This is a genomic window from Pseudomonas sp. S31 (assembly GCF_016648105.1).
GTDB lineage: Bacteria > Pseudomonadota > Gammaproteobacteria > Pseudomonadales > Pseudomonadaceae > Aquipseudomonas.
On the sequence record NZ_JACVVE010000002.1, the window covers coordinates 142180 to 160901 of the forward strand.

Annotated in this window: 19 protein-coding genes; 7 read left to right on the top strand and 12 right to left on the bottom strand. The window is 61.5% G+C overall.

From position 1 onward, the window contains the following. Positions 1–11: 11 nt before the first annotated feature. Together IAE37_RS03020 and zigA are read right to left on the bottom strand one after the other, a co-directional pair. Positions 12–638 (bottom strand): DUF1826 domain-containing protein, encoded by a 627-nt coding sequence (locus IAE37_RS03020; RefSeq protein WP_201168944.1) that lies wholly within the window; start codon positions 636–638, stop codon positions 12–14. Continuing rightward, complete coding sequence (zigA, locus tag IAE37_RS03025; RefSeq protein ID WP_201168947.1) at positions 635–1843, bottom strand: zinc metallochaperone GTPase ZigA; 1209 nt, start codon at positions 1841–1843, stop codon at positions 635–637. Before zigA ends, IAE37_RS03020 begins: the two co-directional genes overlap by 4 nt. Before the next feature lie 106 nt (positions 1844–1949). Here zigA and IAE37_RS03030 point away from each other — a divergent pair, with 106 nt between their 5' ends. Together IAE37_RS03030 and folE2 are read left to right on the top strand one after the other, a co-directional pair. Further along, a complete protein-coding gene (locus IAE37_RS03030; RefSeq protein ID WP_442967758.1) occupies positions 1950–2336 on the top strand; it encodes a glutamine synthetase in 387 nt (128 codons plus the stop codon). A 38-nt stretch (positions 2337–2374) separates the two neighbouring features. Then, on the top strand, positions 2375–3262 hold the full coding sequence (gene folE2, locus IAE37_RS03035) for a GTP cyclohydrolase FolE2 (RefSeq protein ID WP_201168959.1): 888 nt from the start codon (positions 2375–2377) through the stop codon (positions 3260–3262). A gap of 6 nt (positions 3263–3268) precedes the next feature. On the opposite strand, the gene IAE37_RS03040 is transcribed toward folE2, so the two are convergent. Next, entirely contained in the window at positions 3269–3808 is a 540-nt protein-coding gene (locus IAE37_RS03040; protein ID WP_201168961.1) for a DUF3617 domain-containing protein, read from the bottom strand. Positions 3809–3940: 132 nt separating this feature from the next. On the opposite strand from IAE37_RS03040, the gene cls reads away from it, so the two are divergent. Further along, on the top strand, positions 3941–5380 hold the full coding sequence (cls, locus tag IAE37_RS03045) for a cardiolipin synthase (RefSeq protein ID WP_201168963.1): 1440 nt from the start codon (positions 3941–3943) through the stop codon (positions 5378–5380). 41 nt (positions 5381–5421) lie between these two features. Here cls and cfaB read toward each other — a convergent pair whose 3' ends face one another. Next, a complete protein-coding gene (cfaB, locus tag IAE37_RS03050) occupies positions 5422–6606 on the bottom strand; it encodes a C17 cyclopropane fatty acid synthase CfaB (protein WP_201168965.1) in 1185 nt (394 codons plus the stop codon). Positions 6607–6835: 229 nt separating this feature from the next. On the opposite strand from cfaB, the gene IAE37_RS03055 reads away from it, so the two are divergent. Next, positions 6836–7744 carry a LysR family transcriptional regulator gene (locus tag IAE37_RS03055; protein ID WP_201168967.1) on the top strand — a complete coding sequence of 303 codons (909 nt, stop codon included), beginning with the start codon at positions 6836–6838 and terminating at the stop codon, positions 7742–7744. Here the strand turns inward: IAE37_RS03055 and IAE37_RS03060 are convergent. Both IAE37_RS03060 and IAE37_RS03065 read right to left on the bottom strand, forming a co-directional pair. Then, on the bottom strand, positions 7730–8500 hold the full coding sequence (locus IAE37_RS03060; protein ID WP_201168969.1) for a substrate-binding domain-containing protein: 771 nt from the start codon (positions 8498–8500) through the stop codon (positions 7730–7732). The two genes, IAE37_RS03055 and IAE37_RS03060, sit on opposite strands and share 15 nt — an antisense overlap. Beyond that, positions 8497–9792, bottom strand: coding sequence for an MFS transporter (locus tag IAE37_RS03065; RefSeq protein ID WP_201168971.1), 1296 nt, complete (start codon positions 9790–9792; stop codon positions 8497–8499). Before IAE37_RS03065 ends, IAE37_RS03060 begins: the two co-directional genes overlap by 4 nt. Before the next feature lie 519 nt (positions 9793–10311). Between IAE37_RS03065 and IAE37_RS03070 the strand changes: the two genes are divergently transcribed. Both IAE37_RS03070 and IAE37_RS03075 read left to right on the top strand, forming a co-directional pair. Continuing rightward, complete coding sequence (locus IAE37_RS03070; protein WP_201168973.1) at positions 10312–10578, top strand: hypothetical protein; 267 nt, start codon at positions 10312–10314, stop codon at positions 10576–10578. A gap of 124 nt (positions 10579–10702) precedes the next feature. Continuing rightward, positions 10703–10972 carry a DUF3077 domain-containing protein gene (locus IAE37_RS03075; protein WP_201168987.1) on the top strand — a complete coding sequence of 90 codons (270 nt, stop codon included), beginning with the start codon at positions 10703–10705 and terminating at the stop codon, positions 10970–10972. A gap of 197 nt (positions 10973–11169) precedes the next feature. Here IAE37_RS03075 and IAE37_RS03080 read toward each other — a convergent pair whose 3' ends face one another. Then, the gene (locus IAE37_RS03080; protein WP_201168990.1) at positions 11170–12153 is read right to left on the bottom strand and encodes a hypothetical protein; all 984 of its coding nucleotides are present in this window, start codon (positions 12151–12153) and stop codon (positions 11170–11172) included. 868 nt (positions 12154–13021) lie between these two features. Between IAE37_RS03080 and IAE37_RS03085 the strand changes: the two genes are divergently transcribed. Next, positions 13022–13291: a DUF3077 domain-containing protein gene (locus IAE37_RS03085; protein WP_201168993.1), complete on the top strand. Its 270-nt coding sequence runs from the start codon at positions 13022–13024 to the stop codon at positions 13289–13291. 73 nt (positions 13292–13364) lie between these two features. On the opposite strand, the gene IAE37_RS03090 is transcribed toward IAE37_RS03085, so the two are convergent. From IAE37_RS03090 to IAE37_RS03110, 5 genes are all read right to left on the bottom strand, one after another. After that, positions 13365–13790, bottom strand: coding sequence for a DUF2628 domain-containing protein (locus IAE37_RS03090; protein WP_201168995.1), 426 nt, complete (start codon positions 13788–13790; stop codon positions 13365–13367). A 179-nt stretch (positions 13791–13969) separates the two neighbouring features. Further along, positions 13970–15805: a glutamine--fructose-6-phosphate transaminase (isomerizing) gene (glmS, locus tag IAE37_RS03095; protein WP_201168998.1), complete on the bottom strand. Its 1836-nt coding sequence runs from the start codon at positions 15803–15805 to the stop codon at positions 13970–13972. A 2-nt stretch (positions 15806–15807) separates the two neighbouring features. After that, positions 15808–16584, bottom strand: a complete 777-nt coding sequence (locus IAE37_RS03100) for a DeoR/GlpR family DNA-binding transcription regulator (protein ID WP_201169001.1) — start codon at positions 16582–16584, stop codon at positions 15808–15810. 198 nt (positions 16585–16782) lie between these two features. Further along, on the bottom strand, positions 16783–18150 hold the full coding sequence (glmU, locus tag IAE37_RS03105) for a bifunctional UDP-N-acetylglucosamine diphosphorylase/glucosamine-1-phosphate N-acetyltransferase GlmU (RefSeq protein WP_201169004.1): 1368 nt from the start codon (positions 18148–18150) through the stop codon (positions 16783–16785). A 113-nt stretch (positions 18151–18263) separates the two neighbouring features. After that, positions 18264–18689 carry a F0F1 ATP synthase subunit epsilon gene (locus tag IAE37_RS03110; RefSeq protein ID WP_201169007.1) on the bottom strand — a complete coding sequence of 142 codons (426 nt, stop codon included), beginning with the start codon at positions 18687–18689 and terminating at the stop codon, positions 18264–18266. Positions 18690–18722 lie beyond the last annotated feature (33 nt).

Consider the following 18722-nt stretch of genomic DNA (forward strand, 5'->3'; position numbering starts at 1 on the left):
ACTATGCCCCGTCACGCCAACCAGTCAAGGCTGAGGAGCAAGCGTGACTGCTGGCTCCCGGGCGAACGGTGGATAAGTCCTGCGCCTTCATTGCCCAGCCACTTCTCGCCCTTGAGCACGGCCACATCCCCGGTCTGCAACTGCTGGATGTTATCCACAGGTGCGGCGGCCAAGTGCAAGCCAACCCGCTCTATCACGCCCTCCTCCAACCACTCGCTACCGGGCCCGACATAGGTGCTCAACAGCCGCACCGGGACGTTATCCACATGAAAGCGTGGGCACATGGCACCTTGCAGCACGCGCAAGCGCAAGCCAACCCGCCGTGCCCCGAGCAGACAGGTGTAGGCCGAGACCAGCCAGGTCACATCGGCGACGAAGGCCTCATAGCCATGCAGGTCCGCAGCCTCCGGAAGCAGACCCGCCAGCACCGGGGGTTCATGCTCGCTCACCTCCAGCACACGTTGATCCGCCAGCGGCTGGCCAAGGCTGACGACCAGCGCAGCAAAGTCTTCCAGTTGCGCCGGCAAACGGCGCTGCCATACGGCCAGGTTGACTCCGTCCTGGAGGATTTCAGCCAACACCTTGGGCGATTCGCCATGGATCTGTTGGATATTCACAGGGCGATGCGCCAGGTTCATGCCGCCTCCTCGGCCAACCATGGCCCAAATGGGTCATCCAGGCGCAGCCAGGCCATGGGCCCAAGGTCCATTTCTTCGTCGCTCAACAGGCAGGCATCGAGCTCTGTGGATAACCTTGCGAAGTCGATGTTCTGCCCGATGAACACCAGTTCCTGGCGGCAATCGCCGGTTTCCGCCGTCCAGTGTTTGAGGATCTCGGCAATACCCTGTTCATCCTGCGGCCAATGCTCACGCGGTACGAAGCGCCACCAGCGGCCAGCCAGGCCATGGCGCATCATGCCGCCGGCCTGGGACCAGCTGCCGGCTTCCTGGAACTTGCTGGCCAGCCAGAAGAAGCCTTTGGAGCGCAGCAGGCGACCATTGCTCCAGTCCTTGTGGATAAAATCGAAGAAGCGCTGTGGATGCAACGGCCGGCGCGCTACCCAGGTGCTCGCCGCGATGCCGTATTCCTCGGTTTCCGGTACATGCTCGCCGCGCAGTTCGCGCAGCCAACCCGGCGATTGCGCGGCTTGATCAAAGTCGAACAGGCCAGTGTCGAGGATGCGCGCCAGCGGCACCTGGCCCATGACCATCGGCACAATTTGCGCCCGGGCGTTGAGGCTGCGCAGGATGGCGATGAGTTCCTCGCGCTGGTCCTGACCGATCAGGTCGATCTTGCTCAGCAACAGTACATCGGCGAACTCTACCTGCTCGATGAGCAGGTCGCTGATCGAACGCTCGTCGTCTTCACCCAGGCTCTCACCGTGGTTGGCCAGCGCTTCGGCGGCCTGGTAGTCACGCAGGAAGTTCAGGCCATCGACCACGGTGACCATGGTGTCGAGCCGCGCCATATCGGACAGGCTGCGGCCCTGCTCGTCGCGGAAGGTGAAGGTCTCGGCCACCGGCAGCGGCTCGGAAATACCCGTGGACTCGATCAGCAGGTAATCGAAACGCCCCTCGTGCGCCAGCCGTGCCACTTCCTCGAGCAGGTCTTCGCGCAGGGTGCAGCAGATGCAGCCATTGCTCATCTCCACCAGCTTTTCTTCGGCGCGGTTGAGGGTGACGTCGCGCTGCACCTCACTGGCATCGATGTTGATTTCACTCATGTCGTTGACGATGACCGCGACCCGCAAGTCGTCGCGGTTACGCAGCACATGGTTGAGCAAGGTGCTCTTGCCGGCCCCGAGGAAGCCGGACAGCACGGTGACAGGAAGACGATTGGACATTGGCGAAACCTCGACAGGCAGACGCATTCGAAACGATGCATTGCACAATGTTATAAAGTAACAATACAATTTCGCCAAGCCACATTCGTCGCGAGCGTATCCTCAGATGGAAACTATCCAGGCACGAGCCGCCCTTTTACTGATGCTCGTGTCCCCGTTACCTGCATGGGCAATGGCACCTGCAAACGGCATGGCGTTGTGCACCCGAAGCGCCACGCTACTGGCGTGCCAGGGTGCCAATGGCAGCTACTACAGCGTGCGTACCGAAGGTCAGCATTTCTACCTCCGCGGCTTCGACAGCGAGACCCGTCGGCTCTGGTCACAAACCAACAGCCGCTACGGCATGTTCACGCTGTTCACCGGGTTGGCCAGTGATGGCGAAGCCTGGTTCGGTTACAGCCGACGGGTGGGCTGGACTACCTTGAACCGCGTCTCCAGCTCGAGCGGTCAACGTTTCAACCTGCATTGCAGCCTGATCGGCGGTTGCCGCTGACACTCCTTTACCACGCCTCTTCATGACCGGTGCTTCAGATGACCAGCCTTACGCTTCCCGACATCGCCATCCAGCCACAAGACCAGGCCACCCCGCTCGAATGGGTGGGCATGTGCGGTATCGCCTTACCGATCCAGGTCGACGGCCGCAGGGTAATCGCCAAAGCCGACGCCGGTGTCAGCCTTGTGGATGGCTCCTCGCGTGGCATTCACATGTCGCGCCTGTATCTCGCACTCGAATCCATCGAGAAGCAGCCTGCGACAGCGCTGAGCCTGCGCCGTCTTTTGGCTGACTTTCTTGCCAGTCATGAAGGGCTTTCGGATGCGGCCTATCTGCGCCTGACGTTCGACCATTCGCTGAAAAGGCCAGCCCTGGTAAGCCCGCTGTCAGGCTGGAAAAGCTACGCGGTCAGTGTCGATGCCAGGATAGAAAACGAAATGTTCCACGTGGAACTATCGGTTAACGTCCCTTACTCGTCGACCTGCCCATGCTCGGCAGCGCTCGCCAGGCAGTTGATTCAACAGCAGTTCGAGGCCGATTTTGCTGGGCAGCAACCGAACCGCGACACAGTGCTGGAATGGCTCGGCAGCAGCCAAGGCATCGTGGCGACACCTCATAGCCAACGCAGTCAGGCCAAGGTCAAGGTACGCCTGCGCAACAACCAGCCTTCGCTGCCGATAACTGCATTGATCGACCAAGTCGAAGCCAGCCTCGGCACGGCGGTGCAGACGGCAGTGAAACGCGCGGACGAACAGGCCTTCGCCTTGGCCAATGGCCAGAACCTGATGTTCTGCGAAGACGCAGCGCGACGGGTGCACCATGCCCTCAGGCAACAGGCCTGGGCCACAGGCTTCCAGGTGCGCGTGGAACACGCAGAAAGCCTGCATGCCCACGACGCGGTGGCGGTCAGCCGCTGGCAGTGGTGAAGTGGGTCAAGTCCGCGGCTTGACCGTGCCACAGTCATTACCCAACCACACGGCCCGGGTGTTCATGCTGCCCTGCTGCTGAACCCCGGAAGCGTTGAACGTACCACTGACCTGGGTGGTGAATTCCTTGTCGCTAAGGAAGGTGGCCTGCCCGCTGCCCTGCGCCTTGGGGCAGCTGAACTGAAATTTCCACACATTGCCGGTGCGGTCGGTGATCTTCTGGGTGCAGCCCGATTGCGGGTCTTGCAGTGGAATGTCATTGGTCGCGACCTGCTCGGGGGTCAGGCACGAGCGCACGCCCTTGCCGCCCACGGTGACACCCTGCTTGGCCAGCGTGCCTTCCAGCATCGCACGCTGCTCGGGCGGTAGGTTCTTCAACTGGCCCAGCATGAACTCCATGTCCGGTAACGGCTTTCCATCGACCTGCATGTTGCTGGTGGTCAGCTCCCACAAGCCAGGTTGCAGCATCTGCGCGTGCACCAGTGGGCTGCTCAGGCCAAAGGACAATGCCAACAATGGTGCCAACAAGGGCAGACGATTCTTCATGGATGAACGCTCCTCGAAATAAACCGGCCAAGCGGCCGGGCTGAGTCTTAGACGCCAATACTGCAGGTGGGTTGCAAGCCGAGACGGGAACGTGTTCTGTTATCCACAGTGTATTCGCCAAGCAGGATGCGTATGGATTATCACAGCCCTTATTTCTTTGGTTATCTACTCGGCTTGGTGCACCTGCTGGGCATCGCGGCAGCCCTGCACGCGTTGTTCACCGTGCGTACCGCCCAAGGGGCTATCGCCTGGGCGATGTCGCTGTTCTTCATCCCCTACCTCACGCTCATTCCCTACCTGGTGTTCGGCGCCCGTTCATTCTCCGCCTACATCCAGGCCAGGCGTCAGGCCAACCAGGAAATGCACGTGGCCATGGCCAACCTCAACTGGCGGCCCTGGGTCGAGGAAGCACTCGCCGCCCGCGAGTCCGCCAGCTATGCCGCCCTGCGCGCGATGCCCAAGCTGGGGCCGATGCCGTGCCTGGCCAACAATCGAGTCAAATTGCTGGTCAATGGCGAAGCCACGTTCGATGCCATCTTCAGCGCCATCGCCGATGCCCGGGAAGTGGTGCTGGTGCAATTCTTCATCATCCACGACGACGCTCTTGGCAAATCACTGCAGCAAATGCTGCTGCGCAAGGCCGCCGAGGGCGTGAAGGTGTATGTGCTGTACGACCGGGTCGGCAGCCATGCCCTTCCCGCGCGCTACACCCAGACGCTGCGCGACGGCGGCGTGCAGGTCCATGCCTTCGCTACCCGGCGTGGCTGGTTCAACCGCTTTCAGGTCAACTTCCGCAACCACCGCAAGATCGTCGTGGTAGACGGTCTGCTCGGCTTCCTTGGCGGTTTGAACGTGGGCGATGAGTACCTCGGCGGCAACCCGAAACTGTCACCCTGGCGCGATACCCATATTGAAGTCAGCGGGCCAGTCTTGGCCTGCCTGCAGGAATCGTTCGCCGAGGACTGGTACTGGGCAGCGCGCGAGTTGCCGCCGCTGATCCTCGCCGATGACTATCCCGACGATGGCGTACTGTGCCAGGCTCTGGCCAGCGGCCCGGCCGACCCACAGGAAACCTGCTCGCTGTTCTTCCTCGAGGCGATCCATTCCGCGACCCAACGGGTGTGGATCACCAGCCCCTACTTCATCCCCGACGAGGCGGTATTCGCCGCGCTGCGCTTGGCGGTGCTGCGCGGAGTCGATGTGCGGTTGCTGATACCCTCGCGGCCAGACCACAAGATCGTCTATGCGGCCTCCAGCCTGTTCGCCTTCGAAGCGGTGCGCGCCGGCGTGCGCATGTTCCGCTACCAACCGGGGTTCATGCACCAGAAGGTGGTGTTGGTGGATGACGAGGTCAGCGCGGTCGGCAGCGCCAACCTGGATAACCGCTCGTTCCGCCTCAACTTCGAGATGACCTTGCTCACCATCGACCGGACATTCGCCGACCAGGTGGAGGCGATGCTGCTGCAAGACTTCGAGCAGTCCAAGGAGATTACCGCAGAGGACAGCAAGGATACCCATCGGATCCAGCAGTTGGGGATGCGCATTGCGCGGTTGATCTCGCCGATCCTCTGAAGGGGCAAGCCGGCTCCTGCAAAGGAGCCGGCCTGGTACGGTCAGCGGTAGAGGTCTTCGCGGGTCCAGGGCAGGTTGTGGTGGCCATCGGCGAAGGGCTTCACGGCGAGGATCTGGTGCAGGTTGATCCAGCCCTTCTCGAAGGCATAGGCGCAGCCGGCCAGGTACAGGCGCCAGATCCGCAGGGTTTTCTCCGGCACCAGCGCCGCTGCACGATGCAGCTGGTGCTCGAGGTTCTCGCTCCAATGATGCAGGGTCTTGGCGTAATGCAGGCGCAGGCTCTCGACGTCGACCACCTCCAGCCCGGCTTCGCAGATGCAGGCGCTGATCATCGACAGGTGCGGCAGCTCGCCATGGGGGAACACGTAGCGGTCGATGAAATCTCCCGCGCCTCGGCCGACTGGCCGGCCATCGACGTGTTTGGCAGTAATACCGTGGTTCATCACCAGGCCGCCTTCGCGCACCGCACCGAACAGCTTCTGGCAATACAGCGGCAGGTTGGCATGGCCGACGTGCTCGAGCATGCCGACGCTCACCACCTTGTCGAACCGACCATCCTGCGGCAGATCGCGATAATCGAGGATCTGCAGGTCGACCTTGTCGGCCAGCCCTTCGTCCTTGACGCGTTGACGGCCGAGCTTGAGCTGCTCCTTGCTGAGGGTGATGCCGAACACCTGGGCGCCATACTCGCGGGCAGCGAAGCGGGACAGCCCGCCCCAGCCACAACCGACATCCAGCAGGTAGTCGCCGGCCTGCAGGCGCAGCTTGCGGCACAGGTGGTCGAACTTGTCTTGCTGGGCCTGATCCAGGGTATTGTCCGGCTCGCGGAAGTAGGCGCACGAGTAGGCCATGTCCTGGTCGAGCCAGAGCTGGTAGAACTCGTTGGACACATCGTAATGGTAAGAGATGGCCTCTGCGTCGGTGTCCTTGTCGTGGGACTGGCGCGCCGGCAGGGCCTCGTCCTCGTCGGTCAGCAGCGCCTCGCTCAGCTCGTCGCAGACCCGAATGGCTTCACCGATATCACCTTCCAGCTCAATCTTGCCTTCGACGAAGGCGGTACCGAGTTCGTCCATGCTGGGGTGGGACAGCTGAGTGATCAGCTGAGGCTCCTTGATCAGGATGGTCACCTGCGGGCTGGGCCCGAGGTCGAAATGGTTACCGTCCCAGAGTTTCAGGCGCAGCGGCAGATGCAGGCTCTGCAATGCGGGTGGAAGTTGCGCAAGCATGAACGACCCTCCTATCCATTTACGGGCACGACGTATGGCATTTTGAACGCCACGGGAACAGGGTAGTTCATTCGTACGAATTTTCCGGTACTAGCGACTTTGGTCTAGTCCGCCCAGCCGCGCTGTAGAGGGTTTGCGCCCTGCCCTCACCCGCCGGACTTGCTGGCGGCGAGCGCGTTTTCGCCCTACCATGCGTGCGCGCCAACGACCAAACCAGCGGGGCCCCTGGGTGAGCATCAACTTCGACCTGAACGACCTGAAAGCCTTCCGTGCCGTCGTCGAGCAAGGCACCTTTCGCGCTGCCGCCGACACCGTCCGCATCACTCAATCGGCGCTCAGTCGGCGCATCGAAAAACTCGAAACAGCGCTGGGGGTGAAGCTGCTGGAGCGCACCACACGCAAGGTCTCGTTGACCAACGTCGGGCGCGCCTTCCTACCCCAGGTCGAACGCCTGCTCGACGACCTCGACCTGGCCCTGCTCAGCGTCGGCGACGGCGGTGCACTGCGCACCGGCACCCTGACCATCGCCTGCGTGCCCTCTGCAGCCTATTACTTCATGCCTCACGCCATCCGCGCCTTTCACGGGCAGTACCCGAAGGTGCGCATCAACCTGTTCGATGCCTCCGCCAACGAGGTGAGCGCCGCAGTGGCCTCCGGGGAAGCGGACTTCGGCCTGAGCTTCACCGGCAACCTCGCTCCGGAGATCGAATTCAGCACCTTGCTGGAGGAACGCTACGTCATCGCCTGTCGCCGCGATCACCCCCTGGCGCAGCGCGAGGTGGTGAGCTGGGCCGAGGCCTACGAGCACGACTACATTACCCTGGGGAAATCGTCAGGCAACCGCCTGGTGCTGGACCGGGCCCTCGCCGGCATGCAGGTGCCCAAGGAAAGTGTGTGCGAAGCCCGCCACGTGACCACCCTGCTGGGCTTGATCGAAGCCGGGCTGGGCATCGCCGCGGTGCCGTCGATCGCCCTGCCGCTGATGCCCCACCCGATCCTCGCCAGCGTTGCGCTGGTCGAGCCCGAAGTCACTCGCAAGATGGGGCTGCTCAAGCGCCGCGGGCGTACGCTGACACCGGCGGCGCTGGAAATGGAGCGGTTGATCCGGCAATTGCCGGGAGTTCTACCGGGCGACTGAGTCCAGGCCGGTCTCCTGCACCTGCGCTTGCACCTGGGGCGATGCGAGGTAGTCGAGCAGTCGCTTGGCCTCGGCCGGATGTTCGGCGCTTGTCGGGATACCGGCCGCGAAACGGGTCACCGATTGCAGGCTTTCCGGAATCTTGCCGACATAGGTAACGCCCGCTACCGGCAGCAGTTCGGCCACCTGCTGGAAACCGAGCTGGTAGCTGCCCTTGGCCACTTGCGAAGCGACCGGAATGCGCTCGACCATCGTGCTCTTGCCAGCGAGTTGCTCGGCGATACCCAGCTTCTTGAACAACTCTTTTTCGATGTAGACGCCGCTGGCGCTGTCGGAATAAGCCACCGATTGGGCCGCCAGCAAGGTGCGCTTCAAGTCATCCGGGGTGCCGATGGCAGGCTTGGCCTGCCCTGCCTTGACTACCATGCCGATGCGCGAGTCGGCCAGTTCCACCCGCGACACCGGGTCGACCTTGCCCTGCTGGATGAGCGTGTCCAGGGCATAGCCGACCATGATCACCACATCGGCATGCTCGCCACGCGCCAGCCGGTTGGGGATCGCCTCGGGCGCCTTGCCCATGGAGGGGCCGAGCACGGTGACCAGGGTATCGCCACTCTGCTGGGCGTACTGTGGCCCGAGCCGCTGGTAGGCAGCGGTGAAGCCGCCCGAGGTCATCACGGTCAGTTCTGCAGCCTGGGCAAGGCCACTACCGGCGACCAGGGCAGCGGCGAACAATCCCTTGAAGAAGCGATTCATGCCGCCACCGCTGCGCGGTTGGCCAGGCGGCGGTACAGCATCCAGGTGGCGACGAACGCACAGAGCGCGGCGAACATCATCCAGTAGGCCGGTGCTGCCTTGTCGCCGGTGGCGTGGATCATCCAGGTGGAAATCGCCGGAGTGAACCCACCGAAGATCGCGGTCGCCAGGCTGTAGGCCAGCGAGAAACCGGCAACCCGGACTTCCACCGGCATGATTTCGGTCAGCGCCGGAATCATCGCGCCGTTGTACAGGCCGTAGAGGAACGAGAACCACAGCAGCACCTCGAGCATGTGGCCGAAGCTTGGGGCCTGGGCCAGGAACGACAACGCCGGATACGCGCTGAGCATGGTCAGCAGCGACATGGCGCTGAGCAGCGGCTTGCGCCCGAAGCGGTCGCTGAGGGCGCCGCCGATGGGCAGCCAGATGAAGTTGGACACAGCGACCAGCAGGGTCACGATCAGCGCATCGCTGGTGCTCAGTTGCAGCACGGTCTTGCCGAAGGTCGGGGCGTACACGGTGATCATGTAGAAGGCGGTGGTGGTCATCGCCACCATCAGCATGCCCAGCAGCACCACGCGAGCGTTGGCGAACAACGTGGCAAGTACGGCCTTCATGGTCGGCCGATGCTTGCGGGCGGTGAACTCCTCGGTTTCCTGCAGGTTGCGGCGCAGCAGGAAGATCATCGGGATGATCAGGCAGCCCATGGCGAACGGCACGCGCCAGCCCCATTGGGCGATCTCGCTGGCCGACAGCCATTGGTTGAGGGCAAAGCCCAGAGCAGCGGCGACGACGATCGCCACCTGCTGGCTGGCCGACTGCCAACTGGCGTAGAAACCTTTGTGCCCTGGCGTGGCCATCTCAGCCAGGTACACCGACACGCCACCGAGCTCGGCGCCAGCAGAGAAGCCTTGCAGCAAGCGCCCCAGCAAGACCAGCGCTGGCGCCCACAGCCCAATGCTGGCATAGCCCGGCACCAGCACGATGAGCAAGGTGCCGCTGGCCATGATCGCCAGGGTGACGATGAGACCTTTGCGGCGGCCGACGTCATCGATGTAGGCGCCCAGGATCACGGCACCGAGCGGGCGCATGAGGAAGCCTGCGCCGAATGCGGCGAAGGTCATCATCAAAGAGGCGAATTCGTTGGAGGCCGGGAAGAACGCGGCGGCGATGTGGGTGGCGTAGAAGCCGAACAGGAAGAAGTCGAACTGTTCGAGGAAGTTTCCGGACGTGACGCGAAAGACCATGCCGGCCTTGGATTTACCCGCGGCCGAATGTGATGGCAGGCTCATGGTGGATCTCCAGCTTTTTTTAAAATTTGTAAGTGCTTGTTGCCGGAATGATCGGGGAAACTGGGGCTGAGGATAATCGCTGAATTCTCATCGTTTGATGCGTGGATGCGATCAATCGGCTAGATGAAGTCGCTACTAAAACGATACATCAGGAGTGAATTATCTGATTTTCATCACCTGTACGCCCGCGCAATGCTAGGTCGTGTTTATAGGAAATGCCGATTCTGTTTCAGATCAATCCCATTTCTTGTAGTCCATTTCCGATTCATACTCCTGAGCCTGCCAAACCATTGCGACTGTCTGGATAGGGGCCTAGTCTCGGTCCGTCGCTAGCAAAAACAGCGACCGGCTTTGACAGGCCGACCAATCTAGTAACCGTCGCAGCGCTCAATGGCAGCTGTGCATGGGGCACGCTCGCGTGCGCCGGGTTTCCTGGATTGCCGGTCTGTCAACCCATGTATAGCTGCCTCCATTCGTTTGACAGCGGTGCAGGTAGCTCCATTTTCTCCAGGAGCTAACATGCGCAAGACAGTCCCCGACCCACCGACCACTTCCCTCGAGTCCTCCGTCGCCTTGCAAGACACGCTTGTGCAAGCTTCGGAGCACGTCATATGTGCAATCTCGGTCGCCAGCCAATGCGTGACGCTCAATCCTGTCAGCCATAGCTCGAAGATCATGCGTGCCGTGATTCATGAGATGGCAGCCGTACGGACGTTATTGGACGACGCGGCGGTTCAGGCAAAGATGCGTGAGCATCTGCCAGACGAGCCGCGCACCGTTCATTAGTCGTGAACTGCCTGGGCGGGCCTCTTCGCGGGTAAACCCGCTCCTACAGCGTCATACGGCTGTAGGAGCGGGTTTACCCGCGAAGAGGCCCGCCCAGGCAGTGGGGATTTCAGGGAGACCGAGCATGAGCAACGACGCCGTAACCCCAGGCGAAACCCGCTTCTACCAAGGCGAAGGCCAAACCCAACCGCTGTTTCGCATAGAGCCCGGCATCAACTGCCAGTTCGCCCGCGAGCAGGCCTCGGAATTGATGGGTTATGCACAGGATCTGGTCCTGGATGGCCTCATGGGGCGTAAACACAACATGATCTGGGCCGCTCACTACCTCAACGCCCTGGCCAAGGCACTGCTGGACGACGCCGAGCTCGGCCTGGCTAAAGCCAAGGCCCTTTGACCCAAAAAGCCCTGCGGGCCATGACCTGCAGGGCTTTTACATGCGCTGCGGAAAATCGCCCTCGGCGCCTTGCTTGATACTCATGGTCACTCCTTGTGATTGTGGCTGATCGAATCATTCGACTGGATGCATGGGGCTCCCCATCCAGCCAGTGCTTGAATACAAAATCGGCGTTTTGGATCGACAGACCAGCAGTGTCAGTCAAAAGTGGCATCGCTTGCCCTGGCATCTTTGACTTGCTGACCTCGCGTCTTCTCTAGTTGCTCAAGCGACTGCAGTGAGCATGTCTGCTCCTTGTAGCTATAACCGTGCTCTACGGGTCGAGCGACCACTACCCCACCTCTAGGCAACAGCGACAGGCGTGTACCAACAGGTAACCCAGTCATCGCGCAATCCTCAGGCCCGAGGTGAAAGGACGCATACACCAATGACTCATGCGAAATCCAACGTAACTTGCTGTTGACCACTTCTGAAAACGCCAGAAGAATCACGGCGGTATAGATCACCCCCATCACGCACGATACATGCAGCCATTGGCGCCGTCGCCATGCTGAGTTGGGTACGAAGAGATTCCAACAAATAGCGGTGGCGCGATTACGCCTCATCGGCTGCCTGAAAGTCGGCGCCGTCATACCGAACACCAAGGCACCAATAAACATCAGCATTGGCAATAGCAAGCTCGTTGCCAGGTACCAGATGTAAACTAAGTAGATGAATGTCAGCGTTTTCTGTGCACCTGGAAACTGCCCTGGATCAATACGCGTCTGCCCGAGGATAAAGGCGTCAGCTTGTGCGTTGGCTACGAGCCCCGCCGCTACCGTCAACAATGCGGCCAGTACCGTTAACCAGCCCTTGTGCCGAGAATAGCGCTCTACCAGCCGTAGCAGGCGTACAGCCAGCACTATTGACCCTAGACTAAGCAATGCAAATAGCCATTTCGCCAATGATTTATCGACTGTGCTGCCCAGCCAGTGAAACATCATCATGACTTGCAAGACAATCGCACACGTCGTGACCAGCGCTGCCAGATATTCGTCGACGCCCCAGTTTTTCACGCTAAAGTTCAGCTTCCAGCGAAAGTGACGGTTCTGAGTTTTGACGAACAGCGGCCGATGAATACTACGATCCAACCAATAGACACCCGCTGCGAACAGCACATAGAGCGCAACATATCCCCACATCAGTCTCGGTTCCCTCACCTGCAAGCACATCGTGCTCTAGTACATGAATGGGTCATCTTAAATCAAAGCTGACTCCGCGCCTGAACGCGATGATAGATTTACATCATCCGCACATTTTCAATGTTTCATCACACCTACCTCAGGCAAAGGGTGATCGCCTTTATCATAAATGCGATTCTGCTTCAGAATATTCCCATTTCCTGTAGTCCATTTCCGATTCATACTCCTGAGCCTGTCAAACCATTGCCACTGTCTGGATCCAGGCCTAGTCTCGGTTCGTCGCAGCCAAAACAGTGACCGGCTTTGACAGGCCGACCCTGTCTCAGACACGTGCAAGCGCTATGGCGGCTGTGCGCGGGGCACCATCGTGTGCGCCGAGTCAATCTGGGATCCTCGGTCTGTCAACCCGCGTTCAGCTGCCACCCTTTTGTTTGACAGCAAGCTTGTGGCAGCCCCACTGATCCCAGAGGTGTATATGCGCAAGACAGTCCCCGAGCCACCGACCACTTCTTCCCTCGAGTCCTCCGTCGCCTTGCAAGACATGCTTGTGCAAGCTTCAGAGCACGTCATATGTGCAATCTCCGTCGCCAGCCAATGCGTCATGCTCAATCCTGTCAGCCATAGCTCGAAGATCATGCGTGCCGTGATTCATGAGATGGCAGCCGTACGGACGTTATTGGACGACGCGGCGGTTCAGGCACAGATGCGTGAGCGTCTGCCAGACGAGCCGCGCACCGTGCATTAGTCGTGAACTGCCTGGGCGGGCCTCTTCGCGGGTAAACCCGCTCCTACAGGGTCATACGGCTGTAGGAGCGGGTTTACCCGCGAAGAGGCCCGCCCAGGTATTGGAGATTCAGGGAGACCGAGCATGAGCAACGACGCCGTAACCCCAGGCGAAACCCGCTTCTACCAAGGCGAAGGCCAAACCCAACCGCTGTTTCGCATAGAGCCCGGCATCAACTGCCAGTTCGCCCGCGAGCAGGCCTCGGAATTGATGGGTTATGCACAGGATCTGGTCCTGGACGGCCTCCTAGAGCGAAAGCACAACATGATCTGGGCCGCGCACTACCTCAACGCCCTGGCCAAGGCACTGCTGGACGACGCCGAGCTCGGCCTGGCTAAAGCCAAGGCCCTTTAACTGAAAAAGCCCCGCAGGTCATGACCTGCGGGGCTTTCATATGATGGCGCTGCGGCAATTCAGCAACTACGCCTCAAATCCAGCGTATCCCCTCAAACGGATTCCAACTCTGCGAACCCTTAACCTTGTGCAGGTAATAGGCATAGTTGGCAGTCAAACCATACATGAGCCCGAACGCAACACTGAGGCTGTTGCCAAACCAATTCGGCATTTCCTGCCCAATGACTTGGAAGACGACGTCAGCGCCAATGGTCACGCCCACGGAGATCGCAATCAATGTGAGGTTTTTCCTCCACAGGCCCAGGACGAAAAAGTAGATCACACCGAAGAACATCGCGATGATGTTGATGTTGATCAAGATCCGCTTGCGCTTGGGCAATGCCTTGAAAGCAGCCTGGAAGCCTGGGCTTTTCGGCCCGCCATGTTGCTCGAAGAACGCGAAACGCTCTCTCCATTTCGGGCTTACGTCGAGAGTCATTACCGGTTGGTTGATACGCATGGTCACTCCTTGTGGTCTTTCTGATCGAATCATTCGACTGGATGTGTTGGGGCCGCTTTGCGGCCCATCGCGGCACGAGGCCGCTCCTACAAAGGCCGGTGTAGGAGCGGCCTCGTGCCGCGAAAGGGCTGCGCAGCAGCCCCGGCATTCTCGTGAACAGCCGTGAATGCGCTACCGCCCTACTCCACCGTCACCGACTTCGCCAGGTTCCGCGGCTGGTCGACATCGGTCCCCTTCAGCACCGCCACGTAGTAAGACAGCAGCTGCAGCGGAATGGTGTACAGGATCGGCGCCAGCGCATCGATGATGTGCGGCACCTTGATCACGTGGGTGCCCTCGCCATTGCTCATGCCCGCCTGCTCGTCGGCGAACACCACCAGCTCGCCACCGCGAGCACGCACTTCCTGCAGGTTGGACTTGAGCTTCTCCAGCAGTTCGTTGTTCGGCGCCACGGTGACCACTGGCATGTCGGCGTCCACCAGCGCCAGCGGGCCGTGCTTCAGCTCGCCGGCCGGGTAGGCTTCGGCGTGGATGTAGGAGATCTCCTTGAGCTTCAGCGCGCCTTCCATCGCCACCGGGTATTGCGCGCCACGGCCGAGGAACAGGGTGTGGTGCTTGTCAGCGAACAGCTCGGCGGTTTTCTCCACAGTGCCGTCCATGGCCAGGGCTTCGCCCAGGCGGGTCGGCAGGCGGCGCAGTTCTTCGACCAGTTCGGCTTCCACGCCGGCGTCGAGGGTCCCACGCACTCGGCCGAGGGCCAGGGTCAGCAACATCAGCGAAACCAGCTGGGTGGTGAAGGCCTTGGTCGAGGCCACGCCGATTTCCGGACCGGCCAGGGTCAGCAGGGTCAGGTCGGATTCACGCACCAGCGAGCTGATGCCGACGTTGCAGATCGCCAGGCTGCCGAGGAAGCCCAGTTCCTTGGCGTTGCGCAGGGCAGCCAGGGTGTCGGCGGTCTCACCAGACTGGGAGATCGAGACGAACAGGGTATCGGGCTGCACCACCACCTTGCGGTAGCGGAACTCGCTGGCCACTTCGACCTGGCACGGAATACCGGCCAGGCTCTCGAGCCAATAACGGGCGACCATGCCCGCGTGGTAGCTGGTGCCGCAAGCGACGATCTGCACGTTTCGCACCTTGGCGAACAGGTCGGCCGCCTGCGGGCCAAAGGCCTGCACCAGCACGTGATCCTTGCCCAGGCGGCCTTCCAGGGTGCGCTGCACCACGGCTGGCTGCTCGTGGATCTCCTTGAGCATGAAGTGGCGGTAGGCGCCCTTGTCGGCGGCTTCGGCGCCTTCGTGGTACTGCACCACCTCACGCTGCACCGGATTGCCGGCCTGGTCCCAGATGCTCACCTGGTCGCGGCGGATCTCGGCGATGTCGCCCTCCTCCAGGTACATGAAGCGGTCGGTGACCTGGCGCAGGGCCAACTGGTCGGAGGCCAGGAAGTTCTCGCCATGGCCCAGGCCGATCACCAGCGGGCTGCCGCTGCGGGCGGCTACCAAGCGGTCCGGTTGCTTCACGCTGATCAGCGCCAGGCCGTAGGCGCCGTGCAGGCGCTTGATCGCGGCCTTGAGCGCGTCGGCCAGGTCGGGAATGCTCTTCAGGGTGTGGTTGATCAGGTGGACGATAACTTCGGTGTCGGTCTGCGAGGCGAACACGTAGCCCAGGCCCCTGAGTTCCTCACGCAGTTCCTCGTGGTTCTCGATGATGCCGTTGTGCACTACCGCCACTTCGTTGCCGGAGAAATGCGGGTGGGCGTTGCCTTCGGTCGGCGCGCCATGGGTGGCCCAGCGAGTGTGGGCGATACCCAACTGGCCGATCAGCGGGTTGGCGGCATTGGCCGCTTCCAGCTCGGCGACCTTGCCGATGCGGCGCAGGCGCTGCAATTCGCCCTGCTGGGTGTAGACGGCCAGGCCGGCGCTGTCATACCCACGGTATTCCAGGCGCTTGAGGCCTTCGATCAGGATGGCTGTGATGTTGCGCTCGGCGACTGCACCGACGATTCCACACATGGTCATTGCTCCTGGCTGATCGCGGCACAGATCAGGTTGATGCCGCGGGCTTGTATCTGTTCGCGTGCCGCTGCGGGCAGGCGCTCGTCTGTAATCAGGGTGCTCACGCTGCCCCAGGGCAGCTCGAGGTTGGGGATCTTGCGCCCGACCTTGTCGGACTCGACCATCACGATCACCTCGCGGGCCACCTCGGCCATCACCCGGCTGAGGCCGAGCAGTTCGTTGAAGGTGGTGGTGCCACGCGCCAGATCGATGCCGTCGGCGCCGATGAAAAGCTGGTCGAAATCGTAGGAGCGTAGTACTTGCTCGGCGACCTGGCCCTGGAACGACTCGGAATGCGGGTCCCAGGTACCGCCGGTCATCAGCAGCACGGGCTCGTGTTCGAGTTCGCTGATGGCACGGGCGACGTTCAACGAGTTGGTCATCACCACCAGGCCAGGCTGGCGACCAAGCTCCGGGATCATCGCGGCAGTGGTGCTGCCGCTGTCGATGATGATCCGGGCATGTTCGCGGATGCGTGCGACGGCTGCGCGGGCGATGGCCTTCTTGTAGGCGGACACCGGCTGGGCGGTTTCGCCGAGCATTTCCTGGGGCACGGGTACCGCGCCACCGTAGCGGCGCAGCAGCAGGCCGTTGGCCTCCAGGGCAGCGAGGTCCTTGCGGATGGTCACTTCCGAGGTTTCGAAACGTTTGGCCAAGGCATCCACGCTGACCTCGCCCTGCTCGCTGAGCAAGGTCAGGATGTTGTGACGACGCTGGGGGGTGTTTCGTTTCGACATGGGCGCTTAAGTTTCGATTCGAAAGATAATGCTTGCAATCAAAACCTAAGATGAGGGATTCGTCAAGTTGTGGATAAGTTATCCACATATACCGCCCCCCTGTAGGAGCGGGTTTACCCGCGAACACGGGCACAGCCCGTGCCAAGCACCGCGGTGTCTGGTTCGCGGGTAAACCCGCTCCTACAGGGGAGTGAGCCTTCAGCTTTTCTTGATCTTCTCTGGACGCTTCCAGCCGTCGATGTTGCGCTGGCGCGCCCGTGCCACAGCCAACTGGCCCGCCTCGACCGTCTGGTTGATGGTGGAACCCGCCGCCGTGGTAGCGCCAGCCTTGATATCCACAGGCGCAACCAACGAGTTGTTGGAGCCGATGAACACGTCTTCCCCCATCACCGTCTTGAACTTGTTGGCGCCATCGTAGTTGCAGGTGATGGTACCGGCACCGATGTTGGTGCGCGCACCGATCTCGGCATCGCCCAGGTAGGTCAGGTGGCCGGCCTTGGCGCCCTCGCCCAAGTGCGCGTTCTTCAATTCGACGAAGTTACCCACATGGGCCTTGGCCTCCAGCACGCTGCCTGGGCGCAAGCGGGCGAACGGGCCGGCATCGCTGCCCTCGCCCATCACCGCGCCATCCAGGTGGCTGTTGGCTTTGACGATCACGCCCTTGCGCAGGGTGCTGTCCTTGATCACGCAGTTGGGGCCGATCTGCACGTCGTCCTCGATGACCACCTTGCCTTCGAGGATCACATTGATGTCGATCAGCACATCACGCCCCACGGTCACTTCACCGCGCACATCGAAGCGCGCCGGGTCGCGCAGGGTCACGCCCTGGGCCATCAGGCGACGGCCTTCGCGCAGCTGGTAGTGACGCTCGAGCTCGGACAGCTGGCGACGGTCGTTGGCGCCCTGAACTTCCATTGGATCATGCGGCTGTTCGGTCGCCACCACCAGACCATCGGCCACGGCCATGGCGATCACGTCAGTCAGGTAGTACTCGCCCTGGGCATTGTCGTTGGACAGACGGCTCATCCAGTCGGCCAGGCGCTTGGCTGGCAGGGCAAGGATGCCGGTGTTGCCTTCCTTGATCGCCTTCTGTGCTTCGCTGGCGTCCTTGTGCTCGACGATGGCAGTCACCTGACCCTGGGCGTCACGCACGATACGGCCGTAACCGGTCGGGTCCTGCAGGGTGACGGTGAGCAGGCCCAGTTGCTGCTCGTTGGCCTTGGCCAACAGGCGTTGCAGGGTCTCCACCTCGATCAGCGGCACGTCGCCGTAGAGCACCAGCACGGTGTCGGCGGTGATCGCCGGCAGGGCCTGGGCCACCGCGTGGCCAGTGCCCAGCTGCTTGTCCTGCATGACGAAGTTCAGGTCGTCGGCGGCCAGGCGCTCGCGCACCAGCTCGGCACCATGGCCGATGACCACGTGGATGCCCTGTGGCTGCAGTTGGCGCGCGCTGTGGATAACATGGCCGAGCATGGAATTGCCGGCGACCGGGTGGAGCACCTTGGGCAGCGCCGAACGCATGCGGGTACCTTGGCCGGCGGCGAGAATAACGATATCGAGTGACATTGACTGGCTACCAATCCGGGGCGGTCAGACATGACCGGCTTTTGGGGGAACAGAAAAAGAAAAAGGGTAGCCGATGGCTACCCTTTTTCTCAATCTGCATGAAGCCTGCGGGGTTAGCCGCCGAACTTCTTGCGGATCTGCTGGACGGTGCGCAGCTGGGCTGCGGCCTCGGCCAGACGAGCGGATGCGGCACTGTAGTCGAAATCCGCGCCCTTCTCGTTCAGGGCCTTCTCAGCTTCCTTGACGGCATTCTGAGCGGACGCTTCATCCAGGTCGGCTGCACGCTGCACGGTGTCGGCGAGAACCTTGACCATGCTCGGCTGCACTTCCAGGAAGCCACCGGAGATGTAGAACACCTCGCGCTCGCCGCCCTGCTTGGTCAGCGTGATCGGACCCGGCTTGAGATTGGTGATCAGCGGCGCGTGGCCTGGAGCGATACCCAGATCGCCCAGGTTGCCGTGCGCTACTACCATCTCGACCAGGCCGGAGAAGATTTCTCCTTCCGCGCTGACGATATCGCAATGGACTGTCATAGCCATCTGCTTGCCTCAACCTGATTAGCGCCCCTTGCG

Coding starts and splice junctions, on each gene's coding strand:
- glmU (WP_201169004.1), bottom strand. CDS start 18,150: ATGTCACTCGATATCGTTATTCTCGCCGCCGGCCAAGGTACCCGCATG.
- IAE37_RS03020 (WP_201168944.1), bottom strand. CDS start 638: ATGAACCTGGCGCATCGCCCTGTGAATATCCAACAGATCCATGGCGAA.
- glmS (WP_201168998.1), bottom strand. CDS start 15,805: ATGTGTGGAATCGTCGGTGCAGTCGCCGAGCGCAACATCACAGCCATC.
- cls (WP_201168963.1), top strand. CDS start 3,941: ATGGATTATCACAGCCCTTATTTCTTTGGTTATCTACTCGGCTTGGTG.
- IAE37_RS03090 (WP_201168995.1), bottom strand. CDS start 13,790: ATGCGTATCAACCAACCGGTAATGACTCTCGACGTAAGCCCGAAATGG.
- IAE37_RS03110 (WP_201169007.1), bottom strand. CDS start 18,689: ATGGCTATGACAGTCCATTGCGATATCGTCAGCGCGGAAGGAGAAATC.
- IAE37_RS03040 (WP_201168961.1), bottom strand. CDS start 3,808: ATGAAGAATCGTCTGCCCTTGTTGGCACCATTGTTGGCATTGTCCTTT.
- IAE37_RS03030 (WP_442967758.1), top strand. CDS start 1,950: ATGGAAACTATCCAGGCACGAGCCGCCCTTTTACTGATGCTCGTGTCC.
- IAE37_RS03085 (WP_201168993.1), top strand. CDS start 13,022: ATGAGCAACGACGCCGTAACCCCAGGCGAAACCCGCTTCTACCAAGGC.
- IAE37_RS03100 (WP_201169001.1), bottom strand. CDS start 16,584: ATGTCGAAACGAAACACCCCCCAGCGTCGTCACAACATCCTGACCTTG.
- IAE37_RS03070 (WP_201168973.1), top strand. CDS start 10,312: ATGCGCAAGACAGTCCCCGACCCACCGACCACTTCCCTCGAGTCCTCC.
- IAE37_RS03080 (WP_201168990.1), bottom strand. CDS start 12,153: ATGTGGGGATATGTTGCGCTCTATGTGCTGTTCGCAGCGGGTGTCTAT.
- cfaB (WP_201168965.1), bottom strand. CDS start 6,606: ATGCTTGCGCAACTTCCACCCGCATTGCAGAGCCTGCATCTGCCGCTG.
- zigA (WP_201168947.1), bottom strand. CDS start 1,843: ATGTCCAATCGTCTTCCTGTCACCGTGCTGTCCGGCTTCCTCGGGGCC.
- IAE37_RS03060 (WP_201168969.1), bottom strand. CDS start 8,500: ATGAATCGCTTCTTCAAGGGATTGTTCGCCGCTGCCCTGGTCGCCGGT.
- IAE37_RS03065 (WP_201168971.1), bottom strand. CDS start 9,792: ATGAGCCTGCCATCACATTCGGCCGCGGGTAAATCCAAGGCCGGCATG.
- IAE37_RS03075 (WP_201168987.1), top strand. CDS start 10,703: ATGAGCAACGACGCCGTAACCCCAGGCGAAACCCGCTTCTACCAAGGC.
- folE2 (WP_201168959.1), top strand. CDS start 2,375: ATGACCAGCCTTACGCTTCCCGACATCGCCATCCAGCCACAAGACCAG.